The sequence below is a fragment of the Amycolatopsis sp. lyj-108 genome, from assembly GCF_046549005.1.
Taxonomy (GTDB): Bacteria; Actinomycetota; Actinomycetes; order Mycobacteriales; family Pseudonocardiaceae; genus Amycolatopsis.
In genome coordinates this window covers 1-24683 of sequence record NZ_JAJPWQ010000004.1, presented here as the reverse complement: position 1 = coordinate 24683, position 24683 = coordinate 1, and the positions used below count along the sequence as shown (strand labels likewise).

General features: G+C 68.1%; 23 protein-coding genes and 1 pseudogene. 12 read left to right on the top strand and 12 right to left on the bottom strand.

Features of this window, described 5'->3' with window-relative positions; genetic code table 11:
* Positions 1–15: 15 nt before the first annotated feature.
* Entirely contained in the window at positions 16–444 is a 429-nt protein-coding gene (locus ACLJO0_RS16140; protein ID WP_410579336.1) for a DUF2243 domain-containing protein, read from the top strand.
* Positions 445–519: 75 nt separating this feature from the next.
* On the opposite strand, the gene ACLJO0_RS16135 is transcribed toward ACLJO0_RS16140, so the two are convergent.
* On the bottom strand, positions 520–1041 hold the full coding sequence (locus ACLJO0_RS16135; protein WP_410579335.1) for a CGNR zinc finger domain-containing protein: 522 nt from the start codon (positions 1039–1041) through the stop codon (positions 520–522).
* 110 nt (positions 1042–1151) lie between these two features.
* Here ACLJO0_RS16135 and ACLJO0_RS16130 point away from each other — a divergent pair, with 110 nt between their 5' ends.
* Positions 1152–2045 (top strand): alpha/beta fold hydrolase, encoded by an 894-nt coding sequence (locus ACLJO0_RS16130; RefSeq protein WP_410579334.1) that lies wholly within the window; start codon positions 1152–1154, stop codon positions 2043–2045.
* A gap of 36 nt (positions 2046–2081) precedes the next feature.
* On the opposite strand, the pseudogene ACLJO0_RS16125 reads toward ACLJO0_RS16130, so the two are convergent.
* A pseudogene (locus tag ACLJO0_RS16125) lies at positions 2082–2201 on the bottom strand (DUF6480 family protein); the annotation flags it as partial.
* Between the two features lie 47 nt (positions 2202–2248).
* On the bottom strand, positions 2249–3190 hold the full coding sequence (locus ACLJO0_RS16120; RefSeq protein ID WP_410579333.1) for a glycoside hydrolase family 43 protein: 942 nt from the start codon (positions 3188–3190) through the stop codon (positions 2249–2251).
* 190 nt (positions 3191–3380) lie between these two features.
* On the opposite strand from ACLJO0_RS16120, the gene ACLJO0_RS16115 reads away from it, so the two are divergent.
* On the top strand, positions 3381–3767 hold the full coding sequence (locus ACLJO0_RS16115) for a hypothetical protein (protein WP_410579332.1): 387 nt from the start codon (positions 3381–3383) through the stop codon (positions 3765–3767).
* Positions 3768–4085: 318 nt separating this feature from the next.
* Here ACLJO0_RS16115 and ACLJO0_RS16110 read toward each other — a convergent pair whose 3' ends face one another.
* The 3 genes from ACLJO0_RS16110 to ACLJO0_RS16100 form a co-directional block, all read right to left on the bottom strand.
* Entirely contained in the window at positions 4086–5030 is a 945-nt protein-coding gene (locus tag ACLJO0_RS16110; RefSeq protein ID WP_410579331.1) for a universal stress protein, read from the bottom strand.
* Between the two features lie 85 nt (positions 5031–5115).
* Positions 5116–6210 (bottom strand): M20 family metallopeptidase, encoded by a 1095-nt coding sequence (locus ACLJO0_RS16105; RefSeq protein WP_410579875.1) that lies wholly within the window; start codon positions 6208–6210, stop codon positions 5116–5118.
* A 50-nt stretch (positions 6211–6260) separates the two neighbouring features.
* Positions 6261–7769 (bottom strand): AbgT family transporter, encoded by a 1509-nt coding sequence (locus ACLJO0_RS16100; protein ID WP_410579874.1) that lies wholly within the window; start codon positions 7767–7769, stop codon positions 6261–6263.
* 160 nt (positions 7770–7929) lie between these two features.
* On the opposite strand from ACLJO0_RS16100, the gene ACLJO0_RS16095 reads away from it, so the two are divergent.
* A complete protein-coding gene (locus tag ACLJO0_RS16095; protein WP_410579330.1) occupies positions 7930–8922 on the top strand; it encodes an Lrp/AsnC family transcriptional regulator in 993 nt (330 codons plus the stop codon).
* Between the two features lie 7 nt (positions 8923–8929).
* Here the strand turns inward: ACLJO0_RS16095 and ACLJO0_RS16090 are convergent, their stop codons facing one another.
* From ACLJO0_RS16090 to ACLJO0_RS16080, 3 genes are all read right to left on the bottom strand, one after another.
* Positions 8930–9961 carry a hypothetical protein gene (locus ACLJO0_RS16090; protein WP_410579329.1) on the bottom strand — a complete coding sequence of 344 codons (1032 nt, stop codon included), beginning with the start codon at positions 9959–9961 and terminating at the stop codon, positions 8930–8932.
* A 17-nt stretch (positions 9962–9978) separates the two neighbouring features.
* The gene (locus tag ACLJO0_RS16085; RefSeq protein ID WP_410579873.1) at positions 9979–11538 is read right to left on the bottom strand and encodes a discoidin domain-containing protein; all 1560 of its coding nucleotides are present in this window, start codon (positions 11536–11538) and stop codon (positions 9979–9981) included.
* A gap of 87 nt (positions 11539–11625) precedes the next feature.
* Complete coding sequence (locus ACLJO0_RS16080; RefSeq protein WP_410579328.1) at positions 11626–13194, bottom strand: discoidin domain-containing protein; 1569 nt, start codon at positions 13192–13194, stop codon at positions 11626–11628.
* 180 nt (positions 13195–13374) lie between these two features.
* On the opposite strand from ACLJO0_RS16080, the gene ACLJO0_RS16075 reads away from it, so the two are divergent.
* The 7 genes from ACLJO0_RS16075 to ACLJO0_RS16045 all read left to right on the top strand — a co-directional run bounded on the left by ACLJO0_RS16075 (position 13375) and on the right by ACLJO0_RS16045 (position 19957).
* On the top strand, positions 13375–14913 hold the full coding sequence (locus ACLJO0_RS16075) for a PucR family transcriptional regulator (protein ID WP_410579872.1): 1539 nt from the start codon (positions 13375–13377) through the stop codon (positions 14911–14913).
* 109 nt (positions 14914–15022) lie between these two features.
* Positions 15023–16285 carry an NAD(P)/FAD-dependent oxidoreductase gene (locus ACLJO0_RS16070; protein WP_410579327.1) on the top strand — a complete coding sequence of 421 codons (1263 nt, stop codon included), beginning with the start codon at positions 15023–15025 and terminating at the stop codon, positions 16283–16285.
* Between the two features lie 6 nt (positions 16286–16291).
* Positions 16292–16468, top strand: coding sequence for a hypothetical protein (locus tag ACLJO0_RS16065; protein WP_199749100.1), 177 nt, complete (start codon positions 16292–16294; stop codon positions 16466–16468).
* Positions 16469–16539: 71 nt separating this feature from the next.
* On the top strand, positions 16540–16983 hold the full coding sequence (locus tag ACLJO0_RS16060) for a GreA/GreB family elongation factor (protein WP_410579326.1): 444 nt from the start codon (positions 16540–16542) through the stop codon (positions 16981–16983).
* A 591-nt stretch (positions 16984–17574) separates the two neighbouring features.
* Complete coding sequence (locus ACLJO0_RS16055; RefSeq protein WP_410579325.1) at positions 17575–17922, top strand: hypothetical protein; 348 nt, start codon at positions 17575–17577, stop codon at positions 17920–17922.
* Positions 17923–17989: 67 nt separating this feature from the next.
* Positions 17990–19006, top strand: a complete 1017-nt coding sequence (locus tag ACLJO0_RS16050; RefSeq protein WP_410579324.1) for a proline racemase family protein — start codon at positions 17990–17992, stop codon at positions 19004–19006.
* An 18-nt stretch (positions 19007–19024) separates the two neighbouring features.
* Positions 19025–19957 (top strand): ornithine cyclodeaminase family protein, encoded by a 933-nt coding sequence (locus ACLJO0_RS16045; protein WP_410579323.1) that lies wholly within the window; start codon positions 19025–19027, stop codon positions 19955–19957.
* Positions 19958–20018: 61 nt separating this feature from the next.
* Here the strand turns inward: ACLJO0_RS16045 and ACLJO0_RS16040 are convergent, their stop codons facing one another.
* The 3 genes from ACLJO0_RS16040 to ACLJO0_RS16030 are packed head-to-tail and all read right to left on the bottom strand — an operon-like array spanning position 20019 to position 23594.
* Positions 20019–22196 (bottom strand): xanthine dehydrogenase family protein molybdopterin-binding subunit, encoded by a 2178-nt coding sequence (locus ACLJO0_RS16040; RefSeq protein ID WP_410579322.1) that lies wholly within the window; start codon positions 22194–22196, stop codon positions 20019–20021.
* Positions 22196–23155 carry an FAD binding domain-containing protein gene (locus ACLJO0_RS16035; RefSeq protein WP_410579321.1) on the bottom strand — a complete coding sequence of 320 codons (960 nt, stop codon included), beginning with the start codon at positions 23153–23155 and terminating at the stop codon, positions 22196–22198. Before ACLJO0_RS16035 ends, ACLJO0_RS16040 begins: the two co-directional genes overlap by 1 nt.
* A complete protein-coding gene (locus ACLJO0_RS16030; protein WP_125787612.1) occupies positions 23142–23594 on the bottom strand; it encodes a (2Fe-2S)-binding protein in 453 nt (150 codons plus the stop codon). Before ACLJO0_RS16030 ends, ACLJO0_RS16035 begins: the two co-directional genes overlap by 14 nt.
* A gap of 223 nt (positions 23595–23817) precedes the next feature.
* Between ACLJO0_RS16030 and ACLJO0_RS16025 the strand changes: the two genes are divergently transcribed.
* A complete protein-coding gene (locus ACLJO0_RS16025; RefSeq protein ID WP_125787613.1) occupies positions 23818–24393 on the top strand; it encodes a TetR/AcrR family transcriptional regulator in 576 nt (191 codons plus the stop codon).
* The last annotated feature ends 290 nt before the right edge of the window (positions 24394–24683 follow it).

Genomic DNA, 24683 nt, shown 5'->3' with positions numbered 1-24683 from the left:
GCTAACCGTGCCCGCATGAGATTCCCTGCCTCCTCGCTCTTGCTCGGATTGGGCTTCGGCGGGTTCGTCGACGGCATCGTCGCTCACCAGATCCTCGGGTGGCATCACATGCTTTCGAGCTGGTATCCGCCGGACACTCCGGAAGACCTCCACCTGAACATGGTCGGCGACGGCCTGTTCCACTTGTTGTGCTTGATCTTCGTCGTCCTCGGCGTCGTCCTGCTCAACCGCGGGAATCGGTTGCCCGGCCCCGTCCTCTGGGCCGGCGCGCTCGCGGGCTGGGGTGTGTTCAACCTCGTGGAAGGCACGGTCGACCACCTGATCCTCGGCGTCCACCATGTCCGCCCGGGTGTCCACCAGACGGCCTACGACCTCGGCTTTCTGGTGCTGGGCGCCGTGCTCGTCGCGATCGGCACCCTGATGGCACGACAACGGGTGGACTGACCCGGAGGCGAGAGCAAAGGTCCCCCGCTCCCTTTCCGTAGATCAGCACGCCCGGCGATACTCACAGGACAGCACCTAAGTCGAACGTTCGCGGCGATAGTGACGAGCGGCTTTCGCCCGGTTGCCGCAGGTCTCCATGGAGCACCACCGCCTGGTGCCGTTACGGGTCGTGTCGTCGAAGTACAGCGTGCACACCGGATACGCCGAACACCGCTTGATCCGTTCCGGGCGCGCGCGCAGCAGAGTCAAGTAGCCGTAGGCCGCGAGCCACGCGGGGCGCCAGGACGGGTCCTCGACCTCGATCACCTCTTCGGGGCCGCCCTGCCGCAGTTCCGGCCGCAACCGTCCTCGCTCCAGCACCGCGTTCAGCGCGCGTTCGGCGGGATCGCCGGGCCTTTCGAGCAGCTCACGCAGGACTGAACGCGTGTGACGTAGCGGTCCCTCCGCGCCTGGCTGATCCGGAAGACCCCACTCGGCCAGCCAGGCACCGATCCCTCCGGGTTCGTCGAAGACGTCCTGCTGAACACCACGATCAGGCCACGTGGTGTTCAGCAGGTCCAAAGCGATGGGCTCGCCGGACAGAGGACGTTGCAGCACACCGGCATCCTACCCTTCGTCGATCTCTTGACAGGTTAGGTTCCCGCATGCTTGTCTCTAACCGTTCTAAAGACATTAGACGGTTAGATCAAACCTCAAGGAGCATCTCCATGTCCGAAGCCACCCGTCCCGCCAGATCCGGAGAGGTGTTCCACCGCACCGCGACCATCGACGGCCGCAGCGTGTTCTACCGGGAAGCCGGCGACCCCACAGCGCCGACCGTGGTGTTGTTGCACGGTTTTCCCACGTCGTCGCATATGTTCCGCAAGCTGATCCCCGCACTGGCCGACCGCTACCACGTCATCGCCCCCGACCACATCGGGTTCGGCCACTCCGACGCCCCGCCCGTCGACCGGTTCGACTACTCGTTCGAGAACCTGACCGCGATCACGATCGGGCTCCTCGACGCACTCGGTTTGGACCGTTTCGCCCTTTACATCCAGGACTACGGGGCGCCCATCGGGCTCCGCATCGCGAGCCGGCATCCGGAGCGGGTCAGCGCGCTGCTGGTGCAATCCGGCAACGCCTACGTCGACGGCTTCACGCCGTTTTGGGATGTTCTGTTCGCGCACGCCAAGGACCGCGAAACCCACGAAGCAGCCGTACGCGAACTCCTGGAGCTCGCGGCGACCCGTTGGCAGTACACCCACGGCGTCCCCGCCGACCGGCTGGACCGGCTCACCCCGGACACCTGGACCCTCGACCAGGCCCTGCTCGACCGCCCCGGCAACAAGGAGGTGCAACTACAGCTGTTCTGGGACTACCAGTTCAACCTCGACGTCTACCCGGCCGTCCAGCGGTACTTCCGCGAGCACCGCCCGCCGACGCTCATCACCTGGGGCGAGCACGACGAGATCTTCGGTGCCGACGGTGCCCGCGCCTTCCTCCGCGACCTGCCCGACGCCGAATTGCACCTTCTCGACGCCGGACACTTCGCCCTGGAGACGCACGGCCCGGAAATCACCGAACTCATCCGAGACTTCCTCGGTCGCACTTTGCACTGACCTCGATCAGCCCAGCTTGAGCCAGCCCAGCCCCAGATGCGAGAGCCCGGACGTCTGAGCCGAACCGGGAGGCGGTGTGTCACCCGGCGACACACCGCCTCCCGGTTCGAGGTCGGGGGTCTTCTCGGGTTCCGGGTCGGGCGGTGAGGCGGTCATGCCGCCCGACTACCCGGGCACAGGCGACGAAACCCCCGGCTCGCCGATCAGCCGAGCTGGGGAACGTCGTTCGGGAAGCCGATCGGCAGCTGGTACATCCCGCGGGCGGTGCGGCCGCCGGCGAGCCAGCCGTGGAAGTGGATATGGCCGTCGACGACGTCGGCCCCGCCCGGTGCGTCGACCTTGCCGCCGAGCAGATCGGTCGAGAGGAACTGCGAGCCGGCCTTCACGAACGGTCCGCTCAGCGATGGCGCCGAGGCGTAGACGGTGTGATAGCCGGAGCTCTGGAACGTATCGGCGGAGTAGAACAGCAAGTACCGGCTTGGTGTCTTCACCACCGACGGTGCCTCGACCACCCCTTTTTCCGAGGTGAGATCGGCACGGAGGAGTTCGACGCGCGGACCGGTCGGGGTCCGTCCGTCGGCGAGCAGTTTCTGCGACCAGATCGCGGCCGGGGGGCCGACCGCCGCGCCGTCGCTTTTGTAGAGCAGGTACCGCGAGCCGTCGGAGTCCACAAAGGTCTGCGGGTCGATGTCGCCGCCGTCGCCGGGAACGCAGATCAGTGGACCGTCGCCGACAGGCGTGTACGGCCCTTCTGCCTTCGACGCGGTCGCGACGCCGATGCACATCTCCCCACCGGGAGCCACCGCCGCCGAAAAGTAGAGCAGAAACGTGCCGTCGGAAAGCCGGGTCACGTCGGGAGCCCAGAACCCGCCGTCCGGTTTGGCCCACTTCGGTACGGCCGCGAGAGCGTCGCCTGCCACTTGCCAAGGACCTTCCGGCGCCGGAGCCCGCGCGTAGGGCACTTTCACCGCGCCGGTGCTCGTGGAGAAGGCGAAATAGCCGGCGTCGGTCTTGACGATGTCGGGATCCGGAAAGTCCTGGCCGATGAGCAGCTGCGGCGTACCGATGGCGAAGGCCGGAGGCGGGATGGTGAGCGTCATGGCCGTGACCACGGCGAGGGTCACGATGCGGTGCCTGAACTTCATAACCGATTTTGTCGACGCGACGACGCGACCGGCAGTCTCACCGGGTGGCTGTCACCGGGAAGCATGCACTTGATCGTTCACCCGGTCCTGCTGGATTCATCCGCGCTCCAATGGGTAGCGCACAATGATACGCACCTGCGTACCATAAGCAGGATGCAGCCATTTGGCTGAGGTGATGCGAGGAGCGAGCATGATCAGAGTCAAGTGGATCCCCGGTCAGGCCGCGGACTTCGCCGGAGAAGTGCTGGTCAGCGTCACCGCGTTGACACTCGACGACTTTCGGAGCACGCCGGGCGCCTACCGGGCGGGGTACTTGCTCAGCCGTGAGTGGCCCAGGCTGCCCGGCGCGGTCGGCCAGTGGCTGTGGGCAGAACCGCTGCGCCGGCGGCTGGGATCGGTGTCGGTGTGGCGCGACCATGAAGGTATGCGCGGTTTCGTCGGGTTGCCCGCCCACGTGGCGATCATGCGTAAGTACCGCGAACTCGGTACCACCCGAGCGACCACCTGGAGCACCGATGACGTCGATTCGCGAGTCATCTGGCAACGGGCGAACCGCTGGTTGAGGGACGCCGTTTGAGCAGGTTGCGAAAGCGGCTTTCGCAACGTCGGGTGCAGGGCGCCACCCATGGTCGAGATGCGTCGCGAAAGCCACTTTCGCGACGCCTGACGTCCCGAAAGTGGCTTTCGCGACACCTGGGTGCCCCACGGCCACGAGCGAATCCTCCGCAACCTGACACCGTTGCCTGGCTGGCGTCCCTTATGGACGGTCAGGAGCGCGCCAGGCTCCTTGGCGACCCTCTGCCTCTACGTCTCCGCCGTACGGAACGACCGATATCTCGTCGAGGACTACACGGGCGAACTGGACCCGCACTACGGCCGCGTCAAAGCGTAAGACTCACCGGCCATCCGGGTGCCGCTCCTTGTGGTGACGGACCACGGCGACGGGGCAGGGTGCGTGGTGCACCACCGCGCGGCTGACCGATCCCAGGAGAGCACGCCGCAGCGGGCCGCGTCCGTGGCTGCCGACGACGAGCAGCGTGGCCCCCTCGGCCTGCTCTGAAAGTGCATGGGCGGGCCGGTCGATCGCGATCACCCGACGGACGGGCACGTCCGGATACCGGTCCCGATAGCCCGCCAGCGATTCGTCGAGCAGGGGCTTTCCTCGTTCCTGGATGATCTCCCTGTCGTGCTCGGTGGGGTTGACCGCCATCGCTTCGAGGGGCAGGTCGGACCAGACGTGCAAGGCCACCAGCACGCAGCCGTGCCGGGCGGCGAAGTCGTAGGCGAAACCGATGGCTTCGACACTGGTCTCGGATCCATCGACGCCCACCACGACCTTTCTCTCCTCGCCCGCCGACGGTTCGTCGCTGTCACGCACCACCACGATCGGCCGGTGACAGTCGTGCAGGAGTTCGTTGGCCGTCGACCCGACCAGGAGCCTCGGCAGCGCGGTGAGCCCGGACGACCCGATGACCAGCAGTTCCGCGTTCGCCGCGGCATCGGCCAGCGCATCGGGGGCGCGGCCGGACAGCAACCGGGTCGAGACGGCCAGATCCGGCCACGTTCGGTGGCATTCCTGCGCGATATCGCCGAGCAGCGTTTCCGCGTGCCGCTGCGCCGTCTCCTGACCGGCGTCGAGGAACCCCGGACGCGGCCACGCCCCGCCACCCGGCACCGCCTCGGCCATGGGCGGGAACCCGACGACATGGACGACGACCAGCCCGCGGCCGCGGGCGGCGGCCTCTCCCGCGGCCCAGCGCACGGCCTTCCGTGCTTGCTCGGAGCCGTCATAGCCGACGACGACGGCTCCCTTGTCCACTGTGGATTCCGGTGTTGACATCGCTGCTCCCGTGGTGGTCGCTCCTCGCGAACCCATCCGGGTACCCACTCCGGCCACGACTCACACACGGCGTGCGAAAACCCGGTCAGGCCAGTGCCGTGATCAGCCCGATCGCCAGCGCCGTCCGTTCCGGGATGTGCGTCGCGAGGACGTGTTCGAAGCGCGCGTGAGCGCCGCCTCCGACGGCGCCGAGCCCGTCGAGCACCGGGCGGCCCAGCGCGGACACGAAGTTACCGTCGCTCGCACCGCCGACGGCGGTCTCCTCCAGGTCCCAGCCCGCTTCGGCGGCCACCTTCCGCGCCGTCGCGAACAGGGCCCGCGATGGGTCGTTCGGCGTCATCGGCGGACGGTTCCACTCCCCTTCCACCGCGACGGTCACGCGAGGATCGGTGGCGGCCAGTCCGGCGAACACCTCGTCGATCCGGTCCATTTCGGACGGTTCGGCGACGCGGACGTCGACGCCGCAGACAGCGTTGCCCGCGGTGACGTTGCGACCGGTACCACCGGAAATGGTGCCGACGTTGACCGTGGTCCCGTGTTCGCGCGAGCCCGCGGAGGCGAGCCGTCCGACGACCTCGGCGAGGGCGTGGATCGCGCTCGCTCCCGCGTACGGGTCCAGGCCCGCATGAGCCTCGACGCCGGTGACGGTCACGTCGAACAGGCCGACGCCCTTGCGCGCGGTCTTCAGTTTGCCGTCCAGCGACGCCTCGAAGACGAGCGTGGCGAGCGCGCCTTCACTCGCCGCTTCGATGTACGGCCGCGAGTGGGGGCTGCCGATCTCCTCGTCGCCGTTGAAGAGGAACTTCACCGACGGATGCGGAAGGCCGAGATCGCGGAGGCCTCGCAGGGCCCAGACCGACTGCACCAGCCCGAGTTTCATGTCGAAAGCGCCTGGCCCGGAGATGCGGCCGTCGTCGTCGGTGTACGGCCACTCGGCGAGCGTCCCGGTCGGCCAGACCGTGTCGTAGTGGCTCAGGAGCAGCACCGTTCCCGGCGCCGTACCCGCATAGGTCAGTTCGAGCACGTCGCCGCGGACCAGGTCGGTGTGCCGGGCCTCGGTATCCGGTGCCCCGAGGCGGTCGAAGACCCAGGACCGGATCGTGTCCAGTCCTTTGTCCAGCATCGGCTTGTCGTAGCTGTGGGTCTCCAGTTCGACGATCGTCCGCAGATCGTCGAGCATGCCGGGCAGTGCCTGCCGGGACCAATCCGTGTGTGACAAGAGAATCCTTTCTAGCGAACGGGGGCACCGGGGCCGAGCGGGATGCCGAACACCCAGAACACGAAGAACAGCAAGGTCCACACCACCAGCAGAGAGAAGGCGAGCGGGACGGTCATCGAGAAGAGCGTGCCGATACCGGCCGAACGGCGATAGCGCTGCAAGAAGCCCAGCGCCATCACGAAGTACGGGCTCATCGGGGTGATCGCGTTCGTGCACGAATCCGCGATGCGGTACAGCGCCTGCGTGGTCTCCGGCGGGATGTCCAGCAGCATCAGCATCGGCACGAACACCGGGCCGATCAGCGCCCATTGCGCGGAACCGCTGGTGACGATCAGGTTCACCAGGGTCACCACGACGAGGATGCCCAGCATGATGACCGGTCCGGAGACGCCGGAGGTTTTGAGCAGGCCGGCGCCGTTGATCGCGGTGATCTCCCCGATGCCGGTCCATTTGAAATAGGCAAGGAACTGGGAGATGGCGAAGAACAGCACCAGGATCGGCGCCATCTCGCGGAATCCGTGGGCCATGAACCCCGGGATGTCGCGGCTGCTGGTCACCGTCCCGGCCACCTTGCCATAGGCCCAGCCCGCGACCAGGAAGCCGAGCGCGAGGAAGATCGAAATGGAGGTCAGCAGCGGTGACTCGATGATGCTCCCGCCCTTGCCGCGCAACGGCGACGACGCGGGCAGCACCGCCAGCACCAAGGCGATCACGAAGACGGCCAGCGCGATGAGCGCGGCGAGCAGGCCCCGCCGCTCCTCACGGCTGAGCCGGAGTGAGCCGAGATCGTCTTCCTCCGCGTCGTCGTCGACGGGCATCGCCTCGGCGCGCCGAGCGAGGACCTTCTCGGTCACGAGCGTGATCACCGCGGCCAGCACGACCGACGAGGCGAGCGAGAAGAAGTAGTTGGCCAGCGGGGTGACCGAGTAGGCCGGATCGATGGTCTGCGCCGCCGCCGTGGTCAGTCCGGAGAGGATGGCGTCGGTCGGCGTGATCAGCGGACTCGCGTCGTAACCGGCGGAGATGGACACGAACGCGACCACGATGCCCAGGATCGGGCTGCGTCCCACCGCACGGAAAGCCAAGGCTCCCAACGGAATCAGCACCACGTAGGCCGCGTCGGAGGCGACGTGGGACACCATTCCGGTGAACGCCAGCGCGAACGTCACCCACCGCGGCGACACCTTCGAAACGCCGGACCGGAGCACGGCCGCGAGCAGACCGGACCGCTCGGCGACCGCCACGCCGAGCATCACCACGAGGATCGTGCCCAGCGGCGGGAACGACGTGTAGCTCTTGACCGCGTCGGTCACCATCATCCGCACGCCATCGGCGGACAACAGGTTCTTCGCCTCGACGGTCTTGCCCGTGGCCGGGTTCACCGCCGACACCCCGGCCGCGCTGAGCCCCCAACTGGCCAGCGCCAGCACTCCGCTCAGGAGGACGAACAGCCAGAACGGATGCGGCAGCTTGTTGCCGAGCCGCTCGACGCCGTCGAGCGCGCGCAGCAGGAAGTTCATCGGACGTGAAGTGGTTCTGGCCTGGCTGGAACTCACCGGCGCGGCTCCTTTCGCGATCGGAGGCCCATTACAAACTCACACGACCGAATAGTGCAAGCCTGAATGTGAAAGTGGTCGGATCAGTCACTTGGAAGCACTCAGTGACTGATACATTCAACCCATGCTGACCGAACCCGACCTCGACCTGATCGCGGCGCTCCAGGTCGCCCCACGCGCGTCGGTCGCCGCGCTCGCCGAGGCGCTCGACGTTTCGGCCAGCACGGTGGGGCGACGGCTGACCCGCCTCGAGGAACAGCGGATCCTCCGGGTGATCGGCCAAGTCGAGTGGAGGGCGAGGGCTCGCGGGAACCCGCGGCACGTCTGGGTCACGACCGAACCGGGCGCGTCCGGTTCGGCGGCGAAGGCGCTCGCACGGTTTCCCGAGGTCCAGCTCGCGGCGGAGACGGCGGGCCGGTCGGATGTCTACCTGGCCGTGCACGTCCCGGACCGCGCTCAGGCACGCGAACTGCTCGCCGAGCGCATCCCCGGAGTCGCCGGTGTGGCCGGGACGCATTCGGAGTTGGTGCTGCGAGCACTGACCAGGGCCGACTCTTGGCGGTTGCACCGGCTGAGCGAAGAACAGCAGGAGATCCTCGCCCGCGAACAGGTCGTACCGGGCACCCCGGACGGACTCGACGCCGACGAAGTGGGCCCGGACGAGCGGCGGCTCATCGGGCTGCTGGCCGGGAACGGCCGGATCACCGCGGCCGAAGCGGGCCGGATCCTCGACCTCAGCCAGTCCACCGCCTACCGGCTGATCCAGTCGACGCTGCGGCGCGGCATCGTCCGGCCACGGGTCGAGGTCGAACCCGCGCAGCTCGGCTACGAACTGGAAGCGGTCATCGCGCTGACCATCACCCCGGGTGCCATCGAGGCCGTGGCCGGGGAACTGGCGCGGCATCCGTCGGCGCGGTACGTGTCGATCGTCGCCGGCACCGCTTCGGTCATCCACCAAGGCGTGTTCCGCAACGAGGACGAGATGGCCGACTTCCTCACCCGCGACCTCGCACCCTTACCAGGGATCACCGCACTGCAGGTCTCGGTGGTGCTGCGCATGCTGCGCCGGTACTGGCTGTACCGGGAGGATGGCCGATTCGCCCCGGACAGCCCCTGAACGCGGCTCAGCGAGCGGCCGTGGTGACCGACGGTGATGACGCAAACGGGACCAGCAGGCGAGCCGCGCCGCTGCCGTCGGCGGGCACGGACCAGATGTCGCTTTCCTTCCCGTTCTCGCGCGGCAGGCCGTAGGCGATCGTGTCGTTGTCGAGCCAGACCACCTGGTCGTCCACACTGCGCGTTTCCGCGAGCGGGATCTCCCGCATCGTGGCCAGGTCCAGCACGTGTTCCCGCCATGGCCGGACGTCGCCGTCCGCCACCCGCTTCTTGAACGCGAGCTTCGTACCGTCCGGCGACAACGACGGGCATTCCGCGTTCTCCCGCAGCGTGCGCGCGTTCCAGGCCTCGTTGTCGCCCTGCACCAGGTAGGTCCGCCCGCCGGTGGCGACCGTGGCGTAGAACGTCCGCTGGTCGGCGGCGAACGTGACGCCCCAGTAGTTGACATCCTCGCCGCGGTGGACCGCGTCGCCGATCCGCAGCGGGATGCCCTCGATATTGCTCGAAAGCTCGTTCCGTTCGCGATCCATGATGGCCGTGCGCGTCGAGAAGGTGCCGGGCGTCGAGTACGAGTCACCGGTGACGAAGGTGGTCCAGCTTCCCATCCGGCCGGCGGGCGAGAGCTTCGCGCGGTTGGGGATGCCGGGGACGTCGACCCGCTTGACCTCGGTGAGCGCGGTGTCGACGAACCTGGCGACCGCGCCGGGCATGGGCGTGGGTTCCTTCGCCAGGCACAGGCCGCCGTCCGCCGCGGTGTAGAACCGCTCGCAACTCAGCGAACTGACCCGGCGCGGACCCCCGGGATCGGAGACGGGGACCGAGGCGACGTTCCCGTAGCCGGGCCCCGCCGCACCGTTGCGGAACAGCAGCCGCCCCGGCTCCCCCAGTACGACCGGCTGTGCGGAATCCACCGCGACCGTCGCGTCGGCCGTTCGCCGTTCAGGGCTGTTCGCCTTGGCCTGCACGACGTACACCACCGAGGCGGCGGCGAGGGCGGCGACACCCGCCAGCGCCACGACGAACTTCATCGGGAGCTTCACCCGGTCTCCTTTCCCCGTCACCGGCAGCGGAACGGGCCCGCCTTGTCGAGCAGTTCCCCATTGGTGCCGATGATCTCCCAGGAATAGGTCTTTCCCTTGAGCACCAGCTTCATCACGCCGTGCTTGCCCAGGATCTTCTCGACGCCTTCACGGGCCTTGTAATCGAGGTAGAGACTGTCGCCGCCGATACCGGCGATGACCGAGCGCACACCATTGGCCTCGTCGACGTGCCCGTTCACATCCAGCGGCTTGGTCCGCTCGTAATGGTGATCGTGCCCGGCGAACACGACATCCGCCTTTGCCCTGGCCAGCTCGTTCCACAGTGGCGCGATGCTCTTCGCGTCTCCGGAATTCCCCGAATTGAAACGCGGATGGTGCCAATATCCGGCGATGCAGGACTTCTTGGTCTTCGCGAGGTCCTTGCGCAGCCACTCCACCTGCTCGGCGCCACCGCCGTTGTACACCGGGTCCGAATCGAGCGCGACGAAATGGAAGGCTCCGACATCGAAACTGTAGTACGGCTTTCCCTTGGGGGTCGCGATCTTCCCGAAGTACTGTTTGTACCCCGCCAGCTCGTTGTTCCACTCGTGGTTGCCCGGCGTGGGTTTGGTGATCCTCTTGAACTTGCCCCACGTCTTGTCGTAGTAATTCCGGAACTCTTCGATGGTGCCGTCGACGTATTGGTTGTCGCCGACCGTCAGCACGTATCGGGGCTTGATCCTGCTCACCAGCTCCGCCGTCCGCTGATGCTCGGACGGCAGCTCCGGCTTGGCGATGTCGCCGGCGAGCGCGATGACGATGCCGTCGGACGCCGACGGCCGGGTGGCCGCCTTCACCGACACGGTCGACCCGGACAGGTTCCCGGCCGCGTCCCGTGCCCGCACCGCGTACCGGAAGTCGAAGCCCGACGCCAGCGACGTGTCGGTGTAGGACGTCGTCGCGGTCCGGCCGATGACGTTGCCGTTGCGCAGGACTTCGTACTCCGTGACCCCTACGTTGTCGGTGGACGCGGTCCAGCCGAGCGTGATGCTCTCGGTGGTGGACGACGCCTGCCGGAGACCGGCCGGCACCGACGGCGGCTGGATGTCACCGTCGCCCGTCCGGACGCCGTAGACCTCCAGCTCCCACAGCGAGTATCCGTAAACGGTCGCCCGCGCCGTGCCGAAGATCCGGACGTGCCGCGCGGAGGTGTTCAGGCCGGTGAACTCGTCGAGGCCGCCGTCGCTGCCCACGACGGTTTTCACGTCCCGCCAGTTCTGGCCGTCGTCGGACGCCTGGACCTGGTAATCCTTCGCGTGGGCCGATTCCCAGAAGACCTTGATCCGGCTGATGTCCGCGGGGCCACCGAGGTCGACCGCGATCCACTGTGGATCACCTTCCAGACTCGCCCAGCGGGTCGTCGAATCGCCGTCGACGGCGAGAGCGCCACTGAAGCTCTCGTTTTCGACGGTGGAGGTCGTGGTCCGTTTGTTGACCGACAGCAGGGATTCCACCGGTCCGGCCGTGGCACTGGAAGCGGTCACGGGTTGAGCGAGCAGGACGATCGCCGCGATCGCGGCGACGCCCGGCTTCACCATTCGATTCACCTGTACTCCTGGATGGACCTACGTCTTCGTGGATTAAAGACCGGGTCCGGTGCCGCGTACGGCACCGGACCACGGCCGTCAGCGGCAGGTGTACGGACCCGCCTTGTCGAGCACGTTCCCGTTCGTGTCGTAGATCTCCCAGGAATAGGACTTCCCGTTCAGCACCAGCTTCATCACGCCGTGCTTGGCGAAGATCTTCTCGACCCGTTCGTGCGTCTTGTAATCCGTGTAGAGGTAGTCGCCGCCGATGCCGGCGATCACCGACCGCACGCCGTTCGCCTCGTCGACCTGCCCGTTGACGTCCAGCGGCTTGGTCCGCTCGTAGTGATGGTCGTGCCCGCCGAAGACGACGTCCGCCTTCGCTTTGACCAGTTCGTTCCACAGCGGCGCCATCTGTTTCTTGTCGCCGTAGTTTCCCGAGTTGAAGCGCGGGTGGTGCCAGTACCCGATGACGCAGGACTTCGTGTTCTTCGCCAGGTCGTTGCGCAGCCAGGTCACCTGCTCGGACCCACCGCCGGTGTAGATCGGATTCGAGTCCATCGCGACGAAGTGGAAGTCACCGATGTCGTAGCTGTAGTAGGGCAGGCCCTTCGGGTACGCGATCGCGCCGAAGTACTCCTTGTACCCCCTGAGCTGGTCGTCCCACTCGTGGTTGCCCGTCGTGGGCTTGGTGATGCTCTTGAACTTGCCCCACGTCTTGTCGTAGTGCGCGCGGTACTCGGAAATGGTGCCCTTGTGGTACTGGTTGTCGCCAACGGTCAGCACGTACTGCGGGTTCATCTTGGCGACCAGGTTCGCGGTCGCCTGATGCGTCGAGAAGAGCTCAGGGTTGGCGATGTCGCCGGCGAGCGCGATGGTGATGGGTCCGGTGCCGCCGGGTTTGGTCGCGGCCCGGATCGCCGCGCTCGCCGCGGAGACGTTGCCCGCCGCGTCTCGTGCCCGCACGGAGTAGCCGAATTCCACTCCGGACGCCAGCCCGCTGTCGGTGTAAGTGGTCGTCGCCGTGGTCCCGACGACGTTCCCGTCGCGGAGCACCTCGTACTCGGTGACCCCGACGTTGTCGGAGGACGCCGTCCAGCCGAGGGCGACGCTGTCAGTGGTGGTGGCGGTCGCAGCCAGGCCGGTCGGCACCGTCGGTGCCTGCGTGTCGCCGCCGCCGACGCGGTCGCCGTAGATTTCCAGCTCCCACAGCGAATAGCCGTAGGCCGTGCCACGAGCCGTGCCGTGGATGCGGATGTGGCGCGCGGAGGCGTTGAGGCCGAGGTGTTCGTCGATGGCGCCGTCGCCGCCGACGATCGACTTGATGTCCGTCCAGGTCTTGCCGTCGGCCGAGCCCTGGATCTTGTAGGTCTTGGCGTACGCGACTTCCCAGTTCAGTTTGACCTTGGTGACGGTCGCGGTGCCGCCGAGGTCGACGGCGATCCATTGCGGATCCACCATCTCCTCGCTCGCCCACCGGGTCGTGGTGTTGCCGTCGACGGCGTTGCCGCCGGCGAAGTCAGTGCCCTCGATCGACGAGGTCGTGGTCGGTTTGCCTGCGGACAACAGGGATTCCGCCTGCGCGGCGGTACCGGAAGAGATCAGCGTCTGCCCCAGCAGGACCAGGGTCGCCACCGCGACACCGGCCAGGGGTGTTCTCCGTTTCATGCGAACTCCTCGACGTTGCGGAGTCGGCGAGTACCGGCGGGGGCGGCGTCGTGTCGGCCGGAGTCGTCCTGACATTAGTTAAGTAAGTTTCCTAACGATCGCAGTGTAAAAGGTTCTTAAACTCACAGTCAACGGGTGAGCGCCCGGTGGTCGGCACCATTTGGTGGCAAGGTCGCGGCCATGGTGACGCTGGATCGGCTCGTGAACGTCCTCGGTGGCTACGGGGCGCGGTTGTGGTGCTGCCCGGTATCGCGCGAGGCGGCCTTGCGCGACGTGGTGATGCACGATGCCGCCGACCCCCGCGACCTGCGCGGGGACGTGTACCTCGCCGTCGGCACGGACTCCGTCACGACGGCCGTGGACCTCGCCGCCGCGGCGCGGGCGTCGGTCGTCCTGGTCCGCGGATCAGCGCCGCCGGACCCGGAGGCGGCCGAGCGGGCGGAGCGCGGCGGTGTCGCGGTGCTGCTGGTGGAGCCGGACGTGTCCTGGGGTCAGCTCGCCGGCGTGGTCTACGGGCTGGTGCTGGAAGGTCGCGAGACCGAGTCCGGCCGCGGGCCGACCGACCTGTTCGCGCTGGCCGACAGCCTCGCCGACGCGCTCGGCAGCGCGGTGACCATCGAAGACCGGCTCTCCCGGGTCCTGGCCTACTCCAGCCGCCAGCACCAGGCCGACCGGGCGCGGCTGGAGACGATCCTGGGCAGGAAGGTCCCGGAGCCGGTCCGCGAACTGTTCGAGCGGCGCGGTGTGTTCCGGCATCTCGCCGAGTCCGACGAGCCGCTGTTCGTCGAAGCCGATCCCGAGCACGGGCTGACCGGGCGCATGGTCGTCGCGGTCCGCGCGGGCCGGGAGGCACTGGGCTCGATCTGGGTGGAATGCGACCGGCCGCTGATCGACACCCGGCGTGCGGTCCTGCGGGACAGCTCGCGCACGGTCGGCCTGCATCTGCTGCGCTCCCGGGCGAGCGCGGACCTGGAACGGCAGGTCGAGTCCGATCTGGTGATCCGGCTGGTGGAGGGCACGCCGGACGCGGCGGCCGTGCTCAGCAGGCTCGGCCTGCCACCCGGCCGATTCCGCGTGATCGCACTCCAGGCCCACATCGGCGACGAACGCCACGCCGCGCTCCTGCTCGCGTTCGAGCGGGCGACCACCGGTTTCGGCTGGTCACGGCCTGGGCGCAGCACGTTGTTCAGCAACACCGTCTACACCATCCTGCCAGGGGACGACGTCGAGGCGGCCAGGGCGTGGGTCGGTTCGATCCGTGAGGCGCTGCCCAGCCAGGTGACGATGCTGGCCGGGATCGGAGCCGGCGCGACGTCCGTGGAGCTGCCTGCGAGCAGGCGAGAAGCCGACGAATGTCTCGCACTCCACGACGTCCGGCCCGGCACGAAGTCCGCGATCGCCTACGACGAGGCCTGGGACGACATCCTGGTGCAACGGCTGCGAGCCGCCGCCGCGTCCGGCCGGGCACCGGCCCGCGGCCCGATCACCGAGTTGCGACGGCACGACAGCGCGAACGCCACCAATTACGTCGCGACGCTGCGCGCCTGGCTCGAGGCACAGGGAGACCTCGCCGAAGCCGCCGAGCGGCTCGACGTGCACCCCAACACGATCCGCTACCGGCTGCGGAAGATGGCCGAGGTGACCGAACTCCGGCTCGACCAGCCCGCGAAACGGCTGGCGATGATCATCGAGCTGGCCGTGTCCGAACCTGGCACTTGACCGTTCCGGCCAAAGCCGCCCGCCCTGTTTGTCGGATCCGGACAATCGCCGCGTTCCGTTTCCGAGCCATCCTGACCGCGACAGCACCACTCGTGCAGCGGAGGAATTCATGGGCGATCTCGACCGCATCGACGGCGTCCCGCGTTCGGCGATCGTGATCGGCGCCGGCGTGGTCGGCCTGTCGACCGCGTGGTTCCTGCAGGAACGCGGCGTCGGCGTCACGGTGCTGGACCGCGAAGGCATCGCGGCCGGCGCGTCGTGGGGCAATGCCGGCTGGCTCTCCCCCGGGCTCTCGATCCCCCTCAACGAACCCGGTGTCCTGCGCTACGGGCTGCGGACGCTGCTCGACCGGCAGGCACCGCTGCACGTTCCGCCGTCCCCCGATCCTCGGCTGTGGTCGTTCCTCGCCCGCTTCGCCGCGAACTGCACCGGACGCTCGTGGACTCGCGCTGTCGAGGCGAACTCACCACTGAACGAGGAATGCCTCGAGGCCTTCGACGTCCTCACCGCGAACGGGGTGGACGCGCCGACCATCGAAGCGCCGATCACGGCGGCGTTCGAGACCGCCGACCAGGCCGCGGGGCTGATCACCGAACTGCGGCACATCGGCGAAACCGGACAGGACATCTCCTACACCCGGCTCACCGCTGCCGACCTCGCCGAGCGATTCCCCCAGGCCACGGCGAGGCTCGGAGCCGGTGTCCGGATCGACGGGCAGCGCTACGTCGACCCCGGTCGGTTCGTCGAGTCCCTGGCACGGGCGGTGGTCGGCCGGGGCGGCACGATCCGTCACCGGTTCGAAGTCGCGTCCCTGCGCGCACACCGCCACGCGCTGAGCGTGCGCTCCAAGACGGGCCAGACGGTGAACGCCAACGCGGTCGTGCTGGCGACCGGGGCCTGGCTGGGAGACCTCGGCCGGAAATGGGGAGTCAAGGTCCCCGTGCGTGCCGGACGCGGCTACTCCTTCACCGTGCCGACCGACCGTCCCGTGCCAGGACCGCTGTACCTGCCGGACATCCGCGTGGCGTGCACGCCGTACCGTGGCGGCCTCCGCGTGGCCGGGACGATGGAGTTCCGGAAGCCGGACGCACCACTGGACCCCGCCCGGATCGACGCGATCATCGCCTCGGCGCGACCGTTCCTCACCGGCCTGGACTGGGACCGGCGCACCGACGAATGGGTCGGCTCCCGCCCGGTCACCACCGACGGGCGGCACGTGATCGGCGCGACCAGCACCCCCGGTCTCTACATCGCGGGCGGGCACGGGATGTGGGGACTGACCCACGGCCCGATCACCGGACGCCTCCTGGCCGAGCACATCACCACCGGGAAGCAGCCCGAGGCCCTGCGCCCCTTCGATCCCCTTCGCTGATTTCGGATGACGATGCTTCCAGACAACGAAACCCCACCGGCCGAACAGTCCGAAGTGGACCGGCTCCGCGCCGAGAACGCCCTGCTGCGCACCGAGAAGGACCTTCTGCTGAAGGCCGCGATCGGGTTCGCCACCGACGCGGGCGCCTTCCAGCGGCGGCACGACAAGCCAGAGACCCGCTGACCGACGCGGGACTCACCGAAGGTCTGTGGCCCTGCCCTCACAGACGTAACGATCGAAAGGCGATCATCACGATGACCATCGTCTCGTCAGGCCCTTGGCTCACCCCGGAGGCGCACGCGCGCCTGGTGCACGAGCTCGCGACGTTGCGGCGCCCCGGCACCGACGACGAGATCGAGCACCTCCTCCATCGGCAGGCACGGATCCGGCAGATCGAGGACATGCTGCGCGGCGCCGTCGTCGGACAGGACCCTCCGGACGACGGGATCGCCGAGCCCGGCATGGTGCTCACTGTCGAGTACGACGACGGCGACACCGAAACCTTCCTGCTCGGCACTCGCGACGAGGCAGGACACGGCGCACTCGAGGTCTACTCCCCCGATTCCCCGCTCGGCCGCGCATTGCACGGCGCGAAACCGGGCGACCGGCGGGAATATCGCGTGCCGAGCGGCGGGGCTGTGGGCGTCACGCTTCTCGAAGCCAAGCCTTACAGTCGCCATCGGGAGGGCGCTCGCTGACGGTTCGGTTGCCGTCTGGACTTGAGGGGAAAGTCAAAGGTGTCGTGGCGCGGGGCCGGTGTCCGCTTCTGCGTACGTGTTCTCCTGGTAGTGAGGGCCTCCTTGCCTACCCTGACGGTAGTGAAGGAGGCTTTCGCTACCGTCGGATGTGATGCCTGGTAACCGTGGGACGGCTGTGGCTTCGGCGGCCGGTCGTGAAGTACATGAAGGACCCCTTCCTTGCGCCCAGGTACAGGAAGGGGTCCTTCATGTACTCGGGAGCGCGTGAAGGCCCCCTTCACGCCCGCAGGACGCACTTGCCGCGTCTCCACGAGCGACATCGCGGATGACGAGGCCGTGTCCGTCGTGCCGACCACCACGGTCATCGCAGCGGCGCCGAGTAAGTCTGTGACGTTCGTGGCACACCATTCGGCCAGTGACTGGGCGTGGGGAATAGGCGGGGCACGGTCGGGGTGTTGTTCCGGCGACGGGAGCGGTGGTCGCCGGTGTGGGACTGGCACTTCAGGCCCGGTTGAACGGAACTCGGTTCGCGCATGGGCGACGGGATCGCGGCGACACTGGCGTCGACGTGTCGGGCTGATTCTCCTGCTCGTGGCCGTTCCGCTGCTCCCCGTCGGGCGACGTGGGCTGGGTCTGCTGTGCGCGGCGGTGCGTTCCGGCCAGTTGCGGTGGTGGCATCTGACGGGCGGCGTCTGCGGCGCGTTGTTCGTGGCCGGTCAGGGAATCAGTGTCGGCTCTGTCGGCGTGGCCGGGTACGGCGCTTGGAGCGGTCCCGGCATGCTGACTCTGGCGGTGGCGACCATCGTCGTCCGGCGCATCGGTGTGCTGGTCTTCGGGCTGGCGAGTGTGGCGGGCCAACTCCTTGGCGCGGTCCTGCTGGACGCGATCACCTTCCTGGCCCTGCTGCTGGCTGCCCGCCCGGTTCCCGAGAGACGCTGAGTTGTCGCGTGTGGACCAAATCGAGCGCAGGTTGCGACCGCGATGTCACATGTTACGTTGCTTCACCATGACCAGCGACGGGATCGACGCGGTGGATTACCACTGCGGTGGCGAACCGTTCAGGATCGTCACCGAGACAACGGAACCAGCCGGGGCGACGGTCGCCGAAAAGCGTGTCGCGGCCGCGGCCGACCCCGAAGTCGACGGATTGCGGCAACTGCTCTGCTCCGAGCCACGCGGGCACGCCGACATGTACGGCGGTTTCGTCGTGGCACCGGACGATCCGGGTGCCCATTTCGGCGTTCTCTTCTGGCACAAGGACGGCTTCTCCACCGCGTGCGGCCACGGCACGATGTGCCTGGGCACCTGGGCGGTCCAGACCGGGCTGGTGCCCACCGACCCCAGCGGCGTCACCGAGGTGGTCATCGACGTGCCGTCCGGACGGGTGACCGCGCGGGTCGCCACGGCCGGCTCCAAGGTCACCGCGGTCGACTTCGTCAGCGTCGCCGGCTATGTCCTTCACGAGGACGTCGTAGTGGAGACACTGCGCGGCACCACCACTTGCGTGATCGCGTTCGGCGGCGCGATGTACGCCCACGTGCCCGCGGCGGACTTCGGTCTCTCCGTCGACAAGGCCTCGTTACCCGAACTGATCGACCTGGGACGGAAAATCAAGACCGAGCTCAACACGAGCGCGTACGCCGAGCACCCGCTCGACCCGAGGCTCAGCGGAGTCTACGGCGTGATCTTCTTCGACGACCTCGGCGACGACGAAGACGGAAACGTCCGTCAGCGCAACGTGACCGTCTTCGCCGACGGGCAGGTGGACAGGTCACCTTGTGGGTCGGGGACCGCCTCGCGCGTCGCGGCGCTGCACGCGTCCGGGCGGCTGGCGGCGGATCGCGCACTCGTCCATTCGTCGATCGTCGGTTCGACCTGGTCCGCCCGGATCGCGGACACGACCGAAGTCGCCGGGCGGAACGCGGTGATGCCCGTGGTGACGGGCCGCGCGTTCCGCACCGGCCACCACCGGTTCGTCGTGGACCCCGACGACGACCTGGTCCCGGGCTTCGTACTGCGTTGAGAGAAATCAGGAGGATTCATGGACGTCGTCACCCTCGGCCCCGAGGAGATCCGTTCGGCCGTGTCCATGTCCGCCGCGATCGACGCGGTACGGAACGGATTTCTCGCACTGCGCCGTGGCGAATTCGAGATGCCGACGCGGACCGTGTTGCGCGACGGCGGATTCCTCGTGATGTCCACGCACCACCGCCCGACCGCCTCGGCGATGATCAAGACGCTGAGCCTCGATTTCGACGGGCGCGTGCCCGCCATCGTCGGGACCGTCGTCTGGAGCGAACTAGGCCACGGCCGTCATCTCGTCGCGGACGCCACCGAAGTGACCCGCATCCGCACCGGCGCCATCGTCGGCGTCGCGACCGACCTGCTGGCTCCGCCGGAAGCGAAGACGTGCGCCCTCATCGGCGCCGGCGGGCAGGCGGCCGATCAGATCCGCGCCGTGCACGCCGTCCGGCCGCTGACCGAGCTCAGGATCGTCGCCCGCGGCCCCGAGCGCGCCCGCGCGCTCGCGAAGGTCCTCGTCGAGGAGCTGCACCTCGACACCGTCCATGTCGAGACCGACGTCGACGAGGCGGTTCGCGATGCCGACATCGTCTGCTGTGCCACGACGTCCACCACGCCGTTGTTCTCGCACTTGTCGCTGGCCGACCACGCCCACGTCAACGCCATCGGCGCCTTCCGCCCCACCATGCGAGAACTCCCGGACGAGCTGCTCGCCGAAGCGACCGTCGTCATCGACGAACGAGACGCCGTCCTCGAAGAATCCGGGGAGATCATCCACGCACTCGAGGCGGGTGCCATCACTGAGGACGACCTCATCGAGCTCGGCACCGCGCTGACCGACGGAATCCCGAAGCGATCCGGCCGGACGGTCTTCAAGAGCGTCGGGGTGGCCATGCAGGACTGGGCGATCGCCGACCTGCTCGCTCGAGCATTTCTCGGCCGGGCAACGTGAACCCGATCAGGCCCGGGTGTGGAGATTCAGGACACGTGCGGTCCCGAATCTCCACACCGGTCTAGGACTCGTCGAGGAGGTCCTCGATCAGGATGGGGATGTGCCGGACCCGGATTCCGGTGGCGTTGTGGACGGCGTTCGCGACCGCCGCCGCCATTCCGACGATGCCGATCTCGCCCAGCCCTTTCGCGCCGACCGAGTTGTGCAACGTGTCCGGGTACTCGACGAAGTGGACGTCGACCTCCGGGATGTCCGCGTTCACCGGGATCAGGTAGCTCGCGAGGTCACCGTTGGCGAAGCGTCCGTTGTCCTCGACCTCCAGCCCCTCGTGCAGAGCGGCCGACACACCCCAGATCATGCCTCCGATGATCTGGCTGCGCGCCGCCGCCGGGTTGATGATCCGGCCGGAGTCGAATACGCCGAGCATGCGGGACACCCGGATCTCGCGCGTCCACTTGTGCACGCGGACTTCGCAGAACTGGGCACCGAAGGAGCTGAACGAATGTTTCGTCAGCTCTTCGCCGGGCGCCGAGGAACCGGTCACCGACAGGGAGGTGCGCTTCAGAGCCCGCAACAGCTCGCCGAAGGTCATCGTCCGGTCTCCGGCCAGCACCTGGCCGTCCGCATAGGACACGTCCATGCCGTCGAACGGTGCGCCGGGGGCCGACGCCAGTGCCAGCAGTTCGTCGATCGCCTTGGCGGCGGCGATCATGATGGCCGTCCCCGCACTCGCGGTGGCCGTCGAGCCGCCGGACATGCCCCCGGGCGGCAGCTTCGAATCACCGAGCCGCGGCGTCACCCGATCCGGCGGGATGTCCAGCGATTCCCCGCCCACCAGGGAAAGCACGGTCAGCAGGCCCGTCCCCGGGTCCGCTCCGCTGGTCGCGACGACGGCCGTGTCGTCGGGCAGCAAGGTGATCTCGACCGTCGCCGGGAACCGCAAGGCGGGGAACATGGCGGTGGCCGTTCCCATGCCCACGAGCCACTCTCCGTCGGCCCGCCCTTGGGGTGCGCGATCCGCCCAGCCGAACCGCGTCGCGCCGATGCGGAAGCATTCGTCGAGGTGTTTGCTCGACCACTGCAGATCCTTGCCGGGCGGAGCGGTCGAGTTGTTCCGCTGACGCAGCTCGATCGGGTCCATGCGCAGCGCGACCGCGAGCTCGTCGATCGCGCTCTCCAGCGCGAAAGACCCCGGCGCCTCGCCCGGTGCCCGCATGAAGGTGGTCGGCGGGATGTTCAGCGGCACGATCTTCTGGCTGATGGCCAGGTTCCGGGTGGCGTACCACTCGCGCGAGGTGCCGTGTGACGTCGGCTCGACGAACGACCGGTCCAGCGGAGTGCTGCACCACGAGTCGTGACGCAGGGCGTTGAGCGTGCCGTCGTGTTCCGCGCCGAGGGCGATCTTCTGCACCGTCGCGGCACGGCCCGCGGTCGCGGTGAAGACCTGTTCCCGGCTGAGCGCGGCTTTCACCGGCCTGCCGAGGACCCTGGCCGCCGCCGCGGCCAGGAACGCCGGGGTGGACGTGCGGCCCTTGCCGCCGAACGCACCGCCCACGAACGGGTTCACCGCGTGCACCTCGGACGGCTCCGTGCCCAGCGCCATCGCCAGCTCCGCCGCTTGGAGGTTGGATCCCTGGTTGCCGCTGTGGACCGTCAGGCCGTCGGGCCCCCACACCGCGACCGCGGAATGCGGTTCCAACGCGGCGTGGTGCTGGGGTGCGGTGGAGTACGTGGCTTCGACGACCACCGGGCTCGCGGTGAGCGCGTCCTCGATGGACTCGACGCCGGGAGCGAGGATGGCGAGCGTGGATTGTCCACCGTCCCTCCCGGACGGCGCGTCTTCTGCCGAAGCCAGGCCGTCCTGCATCGAAGTCAGCGCGGGCCTCGGCAGGTAGGAGACCTCGACCAGCATCGCCGCGTCGCGAGCCTGCTCGTAGGTCTCGGCGACCACGAAGCCGATCGGCTGGCCGTAGTAGGCGACTTCCTTGTCCTGCAAGGGAACCCAGGTCTCACCCATGAACTGTGTGGCCGGGGTGTGCAGTTCCAGCGGATCGAACGGCGTGTACACACCGAGCACGCCCGGAGCAGCTTTCGCCGCCGTGACGTCCATCGCGTCGATCTCACCGTGAGCGATCGTGCTGAGCACGACGTACCCGTGGACCAGCCCGGGGAAGGTGTGATCCGCCCCGTACTCGGCCCGGCCGGTGACCTTCAGTGGCCCGTCCACCCGGCTGGTCATCAGCGGCTCCCCTCGGTCAGTTCGAGCAGTGCGCGGACGATGGTCCGCCGCAGCAACGACGTCTTGAAACCATTCGAGGCCAACGGGCGCGCGCCCTCGGCCGCCAGTGCCGCGGCGGCTTCGAAGGCCGAGACCGTCGCGGGCGCGCCGCGCAAAGCCTCCTCGACCGCGGGCAACCGCCAAGGCACGGTCGCCACGCCGCCGGCCGCGACCCTGGCGTCGACGATGCGCGAGCCTTCGACCCGCAGCGCGACCGCGGCCGAGCACAGTGCGAACTCGTAGGACTGCCTGTCCCGGACCTTGACGTACGTGGAGTTCGACGCCCAATCCAGCCGTGGGACCACGACTTCCGCGATCAGTTCGCCGGGCTGGAGATCGGTCTCCACTTCCGGGGTGTCACCGGGCAGGCGGTAGAAGGAAGCCAGTTCGACGGTGCGGGTGCCCGTCGCGCTGACCAGCCGGAGCCGTGCGTCGAGGGCGACCAGTGCGACAGCCACGTCGCTGGCGTGGGTCGCCACGCACGAATCGCTCGTGCCCAGCACCGCGTGCATCCGGTTGGCGCCCGAGATCGCCGGGCAGCCGCTGCCGGGTACCCGCCGGTTGCACGGCATGGCGACGTCCCGGAAGTACGAGCAGCGGGTGCGCTGCATGAGGTTCCCGCCGATACTCGCCATGTTCCGGATCTGCTGGGAGGCGCTGAGCAGCAGCGCCCGGGAGATCGCCGGATACACCCCGGGATGCGCGGCGATGTCGCCCATTCGCTCCAGCGCGCCGAACCGGAGCCCGGCGGCGGTGTCGATACCCCGCAGCGGCACCGCGTTGATGTCCAGGACCTGTTGTGGGGTCAGGACATTGAGTTTCATCAGGTCGACGAGAGTGGTCCCGCCCGCCAGGAAGGTGCCGGGCGAGGAGACCGCGGCCTCGACGGTCTCGGGTGCGAGCAGCTCAAAGGGACGCATCGGCCCTCCTTGCCTGCTCGACGGCCGCGATGATGTTCGGGTACGCCGCGCACCGGCAGAGGTTGCCGGACATGAACTCGCGGACGTCCTCGACGTCCTGCTCGACGGCGGCGACCGCCGACATGATCTGCCCCGACGTGCAGAATCCGCACTGGAGGGCGTCCCGGTCGACGAACGCCTGCTGGACCGGATGCAGCCGATCCTCTGTGGACAGTCCTTCGACCGTGGTCACCGGCTGCTTCACGGTGGCGGCCAAGGTGAGGCACGACAGCACCGGCCGTCCGCCGACGTGCACCGTGCAGGCGCCGCACTGCCCTCGGTCACAGCCTTTCTTCGGCCCTGTGACGGCGAGCCGCTCCCGCAGCGCGTCCAGCAGGGTCACCCCGGGATCGAGACTGAGGTGTTCCGTCCTGCCGTTGACTTCGAGTGAGATGTCCACTGGATCTCTTTCCGCAGATCGTCCGGGCACGGGCCCGACGGCGTAGGTTGAGGTGGTGGGAGACTGTTCGCGAACCGAAACGGATATTCATCCGCTTCGATTTTCAAGTTAGCGGATTACAATCCGCTTGGCAATGTCGATGCTCCCCCTGGAGTCGCTCCAGGTCGCCCGGGTTCCTCGGCTACATTTCACCGGAGAACGGGATCGGCGGACGGGAGGGAAGATGACGACGGGATCGGTCAACCCCCGGCGCGCGGACACCCGGCGCAACCACGAGCGCATCCTCGCCACCGCGGCGAAGTCACTGGCCGGCTCCGGTGAGGTCTCGTTCAACGCGATCGCGAAACAGGCCGAGGTCGGCGTCGGCACGGTGTACCGGCATTTCCCCACCCCGGAAGCCCTCATCCTGGCGGTCTACCAGCGCGAAGTACGCCAGCTCGTCGACATCGTGCCGAGCCTGCTCGAGAAGTTCCCGCCAGAGCAGGCTTTCCGGACGTGGACCACCGACCACCTCGCGCATTACATGATGACCAAACGCGGGCTCGCCGACGCCCTTCGCGCCGCGACGGCTTCACGCGGCGAGCTGCCCGCAGGAGCCTACGAAGCCATGGTCGGCGCGGTTTTCAAACTGTTGCAGGCGAATATCGACGCCGGCACCGTCCGCCCGGATCTGAAGCCCGAGACCGTCCTGCGTGGACTGGGCGGCCTGCTGTACCTCGACCCGAACGGTGAGTGGCGGCGCGACGTCGCGAGCCTCCTCGATCTGCTGTGGCGCGGGATGGGCACCGACCGATCCTGACGCCGCTCAGCCGACGTCATCTATTGAGGGATAAAGCAAAGGTGGCGCAAGGTCGTGAGTGACTCGAGGGATGAGTTCAGACCCTGAGCGTCCACAAGGGACACTTTCGAGCGATGAAATGTCTGATTGTTGGCTAGATGTGCGATTTTCGATGAGGTTCGTGAGTGGCAAGGACGGTCATTGAGGAGAAGGGCAAACGTGTCGTGTTCGTGGGCGGGGCCGGCGGAAGGAGCCTTCGGCCCTGATCAGGTGCAAGGGGGTCGTGAGTGGCGTTTCGGGCTAGAACCCGA

Coding starts and splice junctions, on each gene's coding strand:
- ACLJO0_RS16045 (WP_410579323.1), top strand. CDS start 19,025: ATGGACGTCGTCACCCTCGGCCCCGAGGAGATCCGTTCGGCCGTGTCC.
- ACLJO0_RS16050 (WP_410579324.1), top strand. CDS start 17,990: ATGACCAGCGACGGGATCGACGCGGTGGATTACCACTGCGGTGGCGAA.
- ACLJO0_RS16120 (WP_410579333.1), bottom strand. CDS start 3,190: ATGAAGTTCAGGCACCGCATCGTGACCCTCGCCGTGGTCACGGCCATG.
- ACLJO0_RS16110 (WP_410579331.1), bottom strand. CDS start 5,030: ATGTCAACACCGGAATCCACAGTGGACAAGGGAGCCGTCGTCGTCGGC.
- ACLJO0_RS16060 (WP_410579326.1), top strand. CDS start 16,540: ATGACCATCGTCTCGTCAGGCCCTTGGCTCACCCCGGAGGCGCACGCG.
- ACLJO0_RS16100 (WP_410579874.1), bottom strand. CDS start 7,769: ATGAACTTCCTGCTGCGCGCGCTCGACGGCGTCGAGCGGCTCGGCAAC.
- ACLJO0_RS16040 (WP_410579322.1), bottom strand. CDS start 22,196: ATGACCAGCCGGGTGGACGGGCCACTGAAGGTCACCGGCCGGGCCGAG.
- ACLJO0_RS16140 (WP_410579336.1), top strand. CDS start 16: ATGAGATTCCCTGCCTCCTCGCTCTTGCTCGGATTGGGCTTCGGCGGG.
- ACLJO0_RS16105 (WP_410579875.1), bottom strand. CDS start 6,210: ATGCTCGACGATCTGCGGACGATCGTCGAACTGGAGACCCACAGCTAC.
- ACLJO0_RS16065 (WP_199749100.1), top strand. CDS start 16,292: ATGACGATGCTTCCAGACAACGAAACCCCACCGGCCGAACAGTCCGAA.
- ACLJO0_RS16025 (WP_125787613.1), top strand. CDS start 23,818: ATGACGACGGGATCGGTCAACCCCCGGCGCGCGGACACCCGGCGCAAC.
- ACLJO0_RS16080 (WP_410579328.1), bottom strand. CDS start 13,194: ATGAAACGGAGAACACCCCTGGCCGGTGTCGCGGTGGCGACCCTGGTC.
- ACLJO0_RS16095 (WP_410579330.1), top strand. CDS start 7,930: ATGCTGACCGAACCCGACCTCGACCTGATCGCGGCGCTCCAGGTCGCC.
- ACLJO0_RS16115 (WP_410579332.1), top strand. CDS start 3,381: ATGATCAGAGTCAAGTGGATCCCCGGTCAGGCCGCGGACTTCGCCGGA.
- ACLJO0_RS16075 (WP_410579872.1), top strand. CDS start 13,375: ATGGTGACGCTGGATCGGCTCGTGAACGTCCTCGGTGGCTACGGGGCG.
- ACLJO0_RS16130 (WP_410579334.1), top strand. CDS start 1,152: ATGTCCGAAGCCACCCGTCCCGCCAGATCCGGAGAGGTGTTCCACCGC.
- ACLJO0_RS16070 (WP_410579327.1), top strand. CDS start 15,023: ATGGGCGATCTCGACCGCATCGACGGCGTCCCGCGTTCGGCGATCGTG.
- ACLJO0_RS16085 (WP_410579873.1), bottom strand. CDS start 11,538: ATGGTGAAGCCGGGCGTCGCCGCGATCGCGGCGATCGTCCTGCTCGCT.
- ACLJO0_RS16035 (WP_410579321.1), bottom strand. CDS start 23,155: ATGCGTCCCTTTGAGCTGCTCGCACCCGAGACCGTCGAGGCCGCGGTC.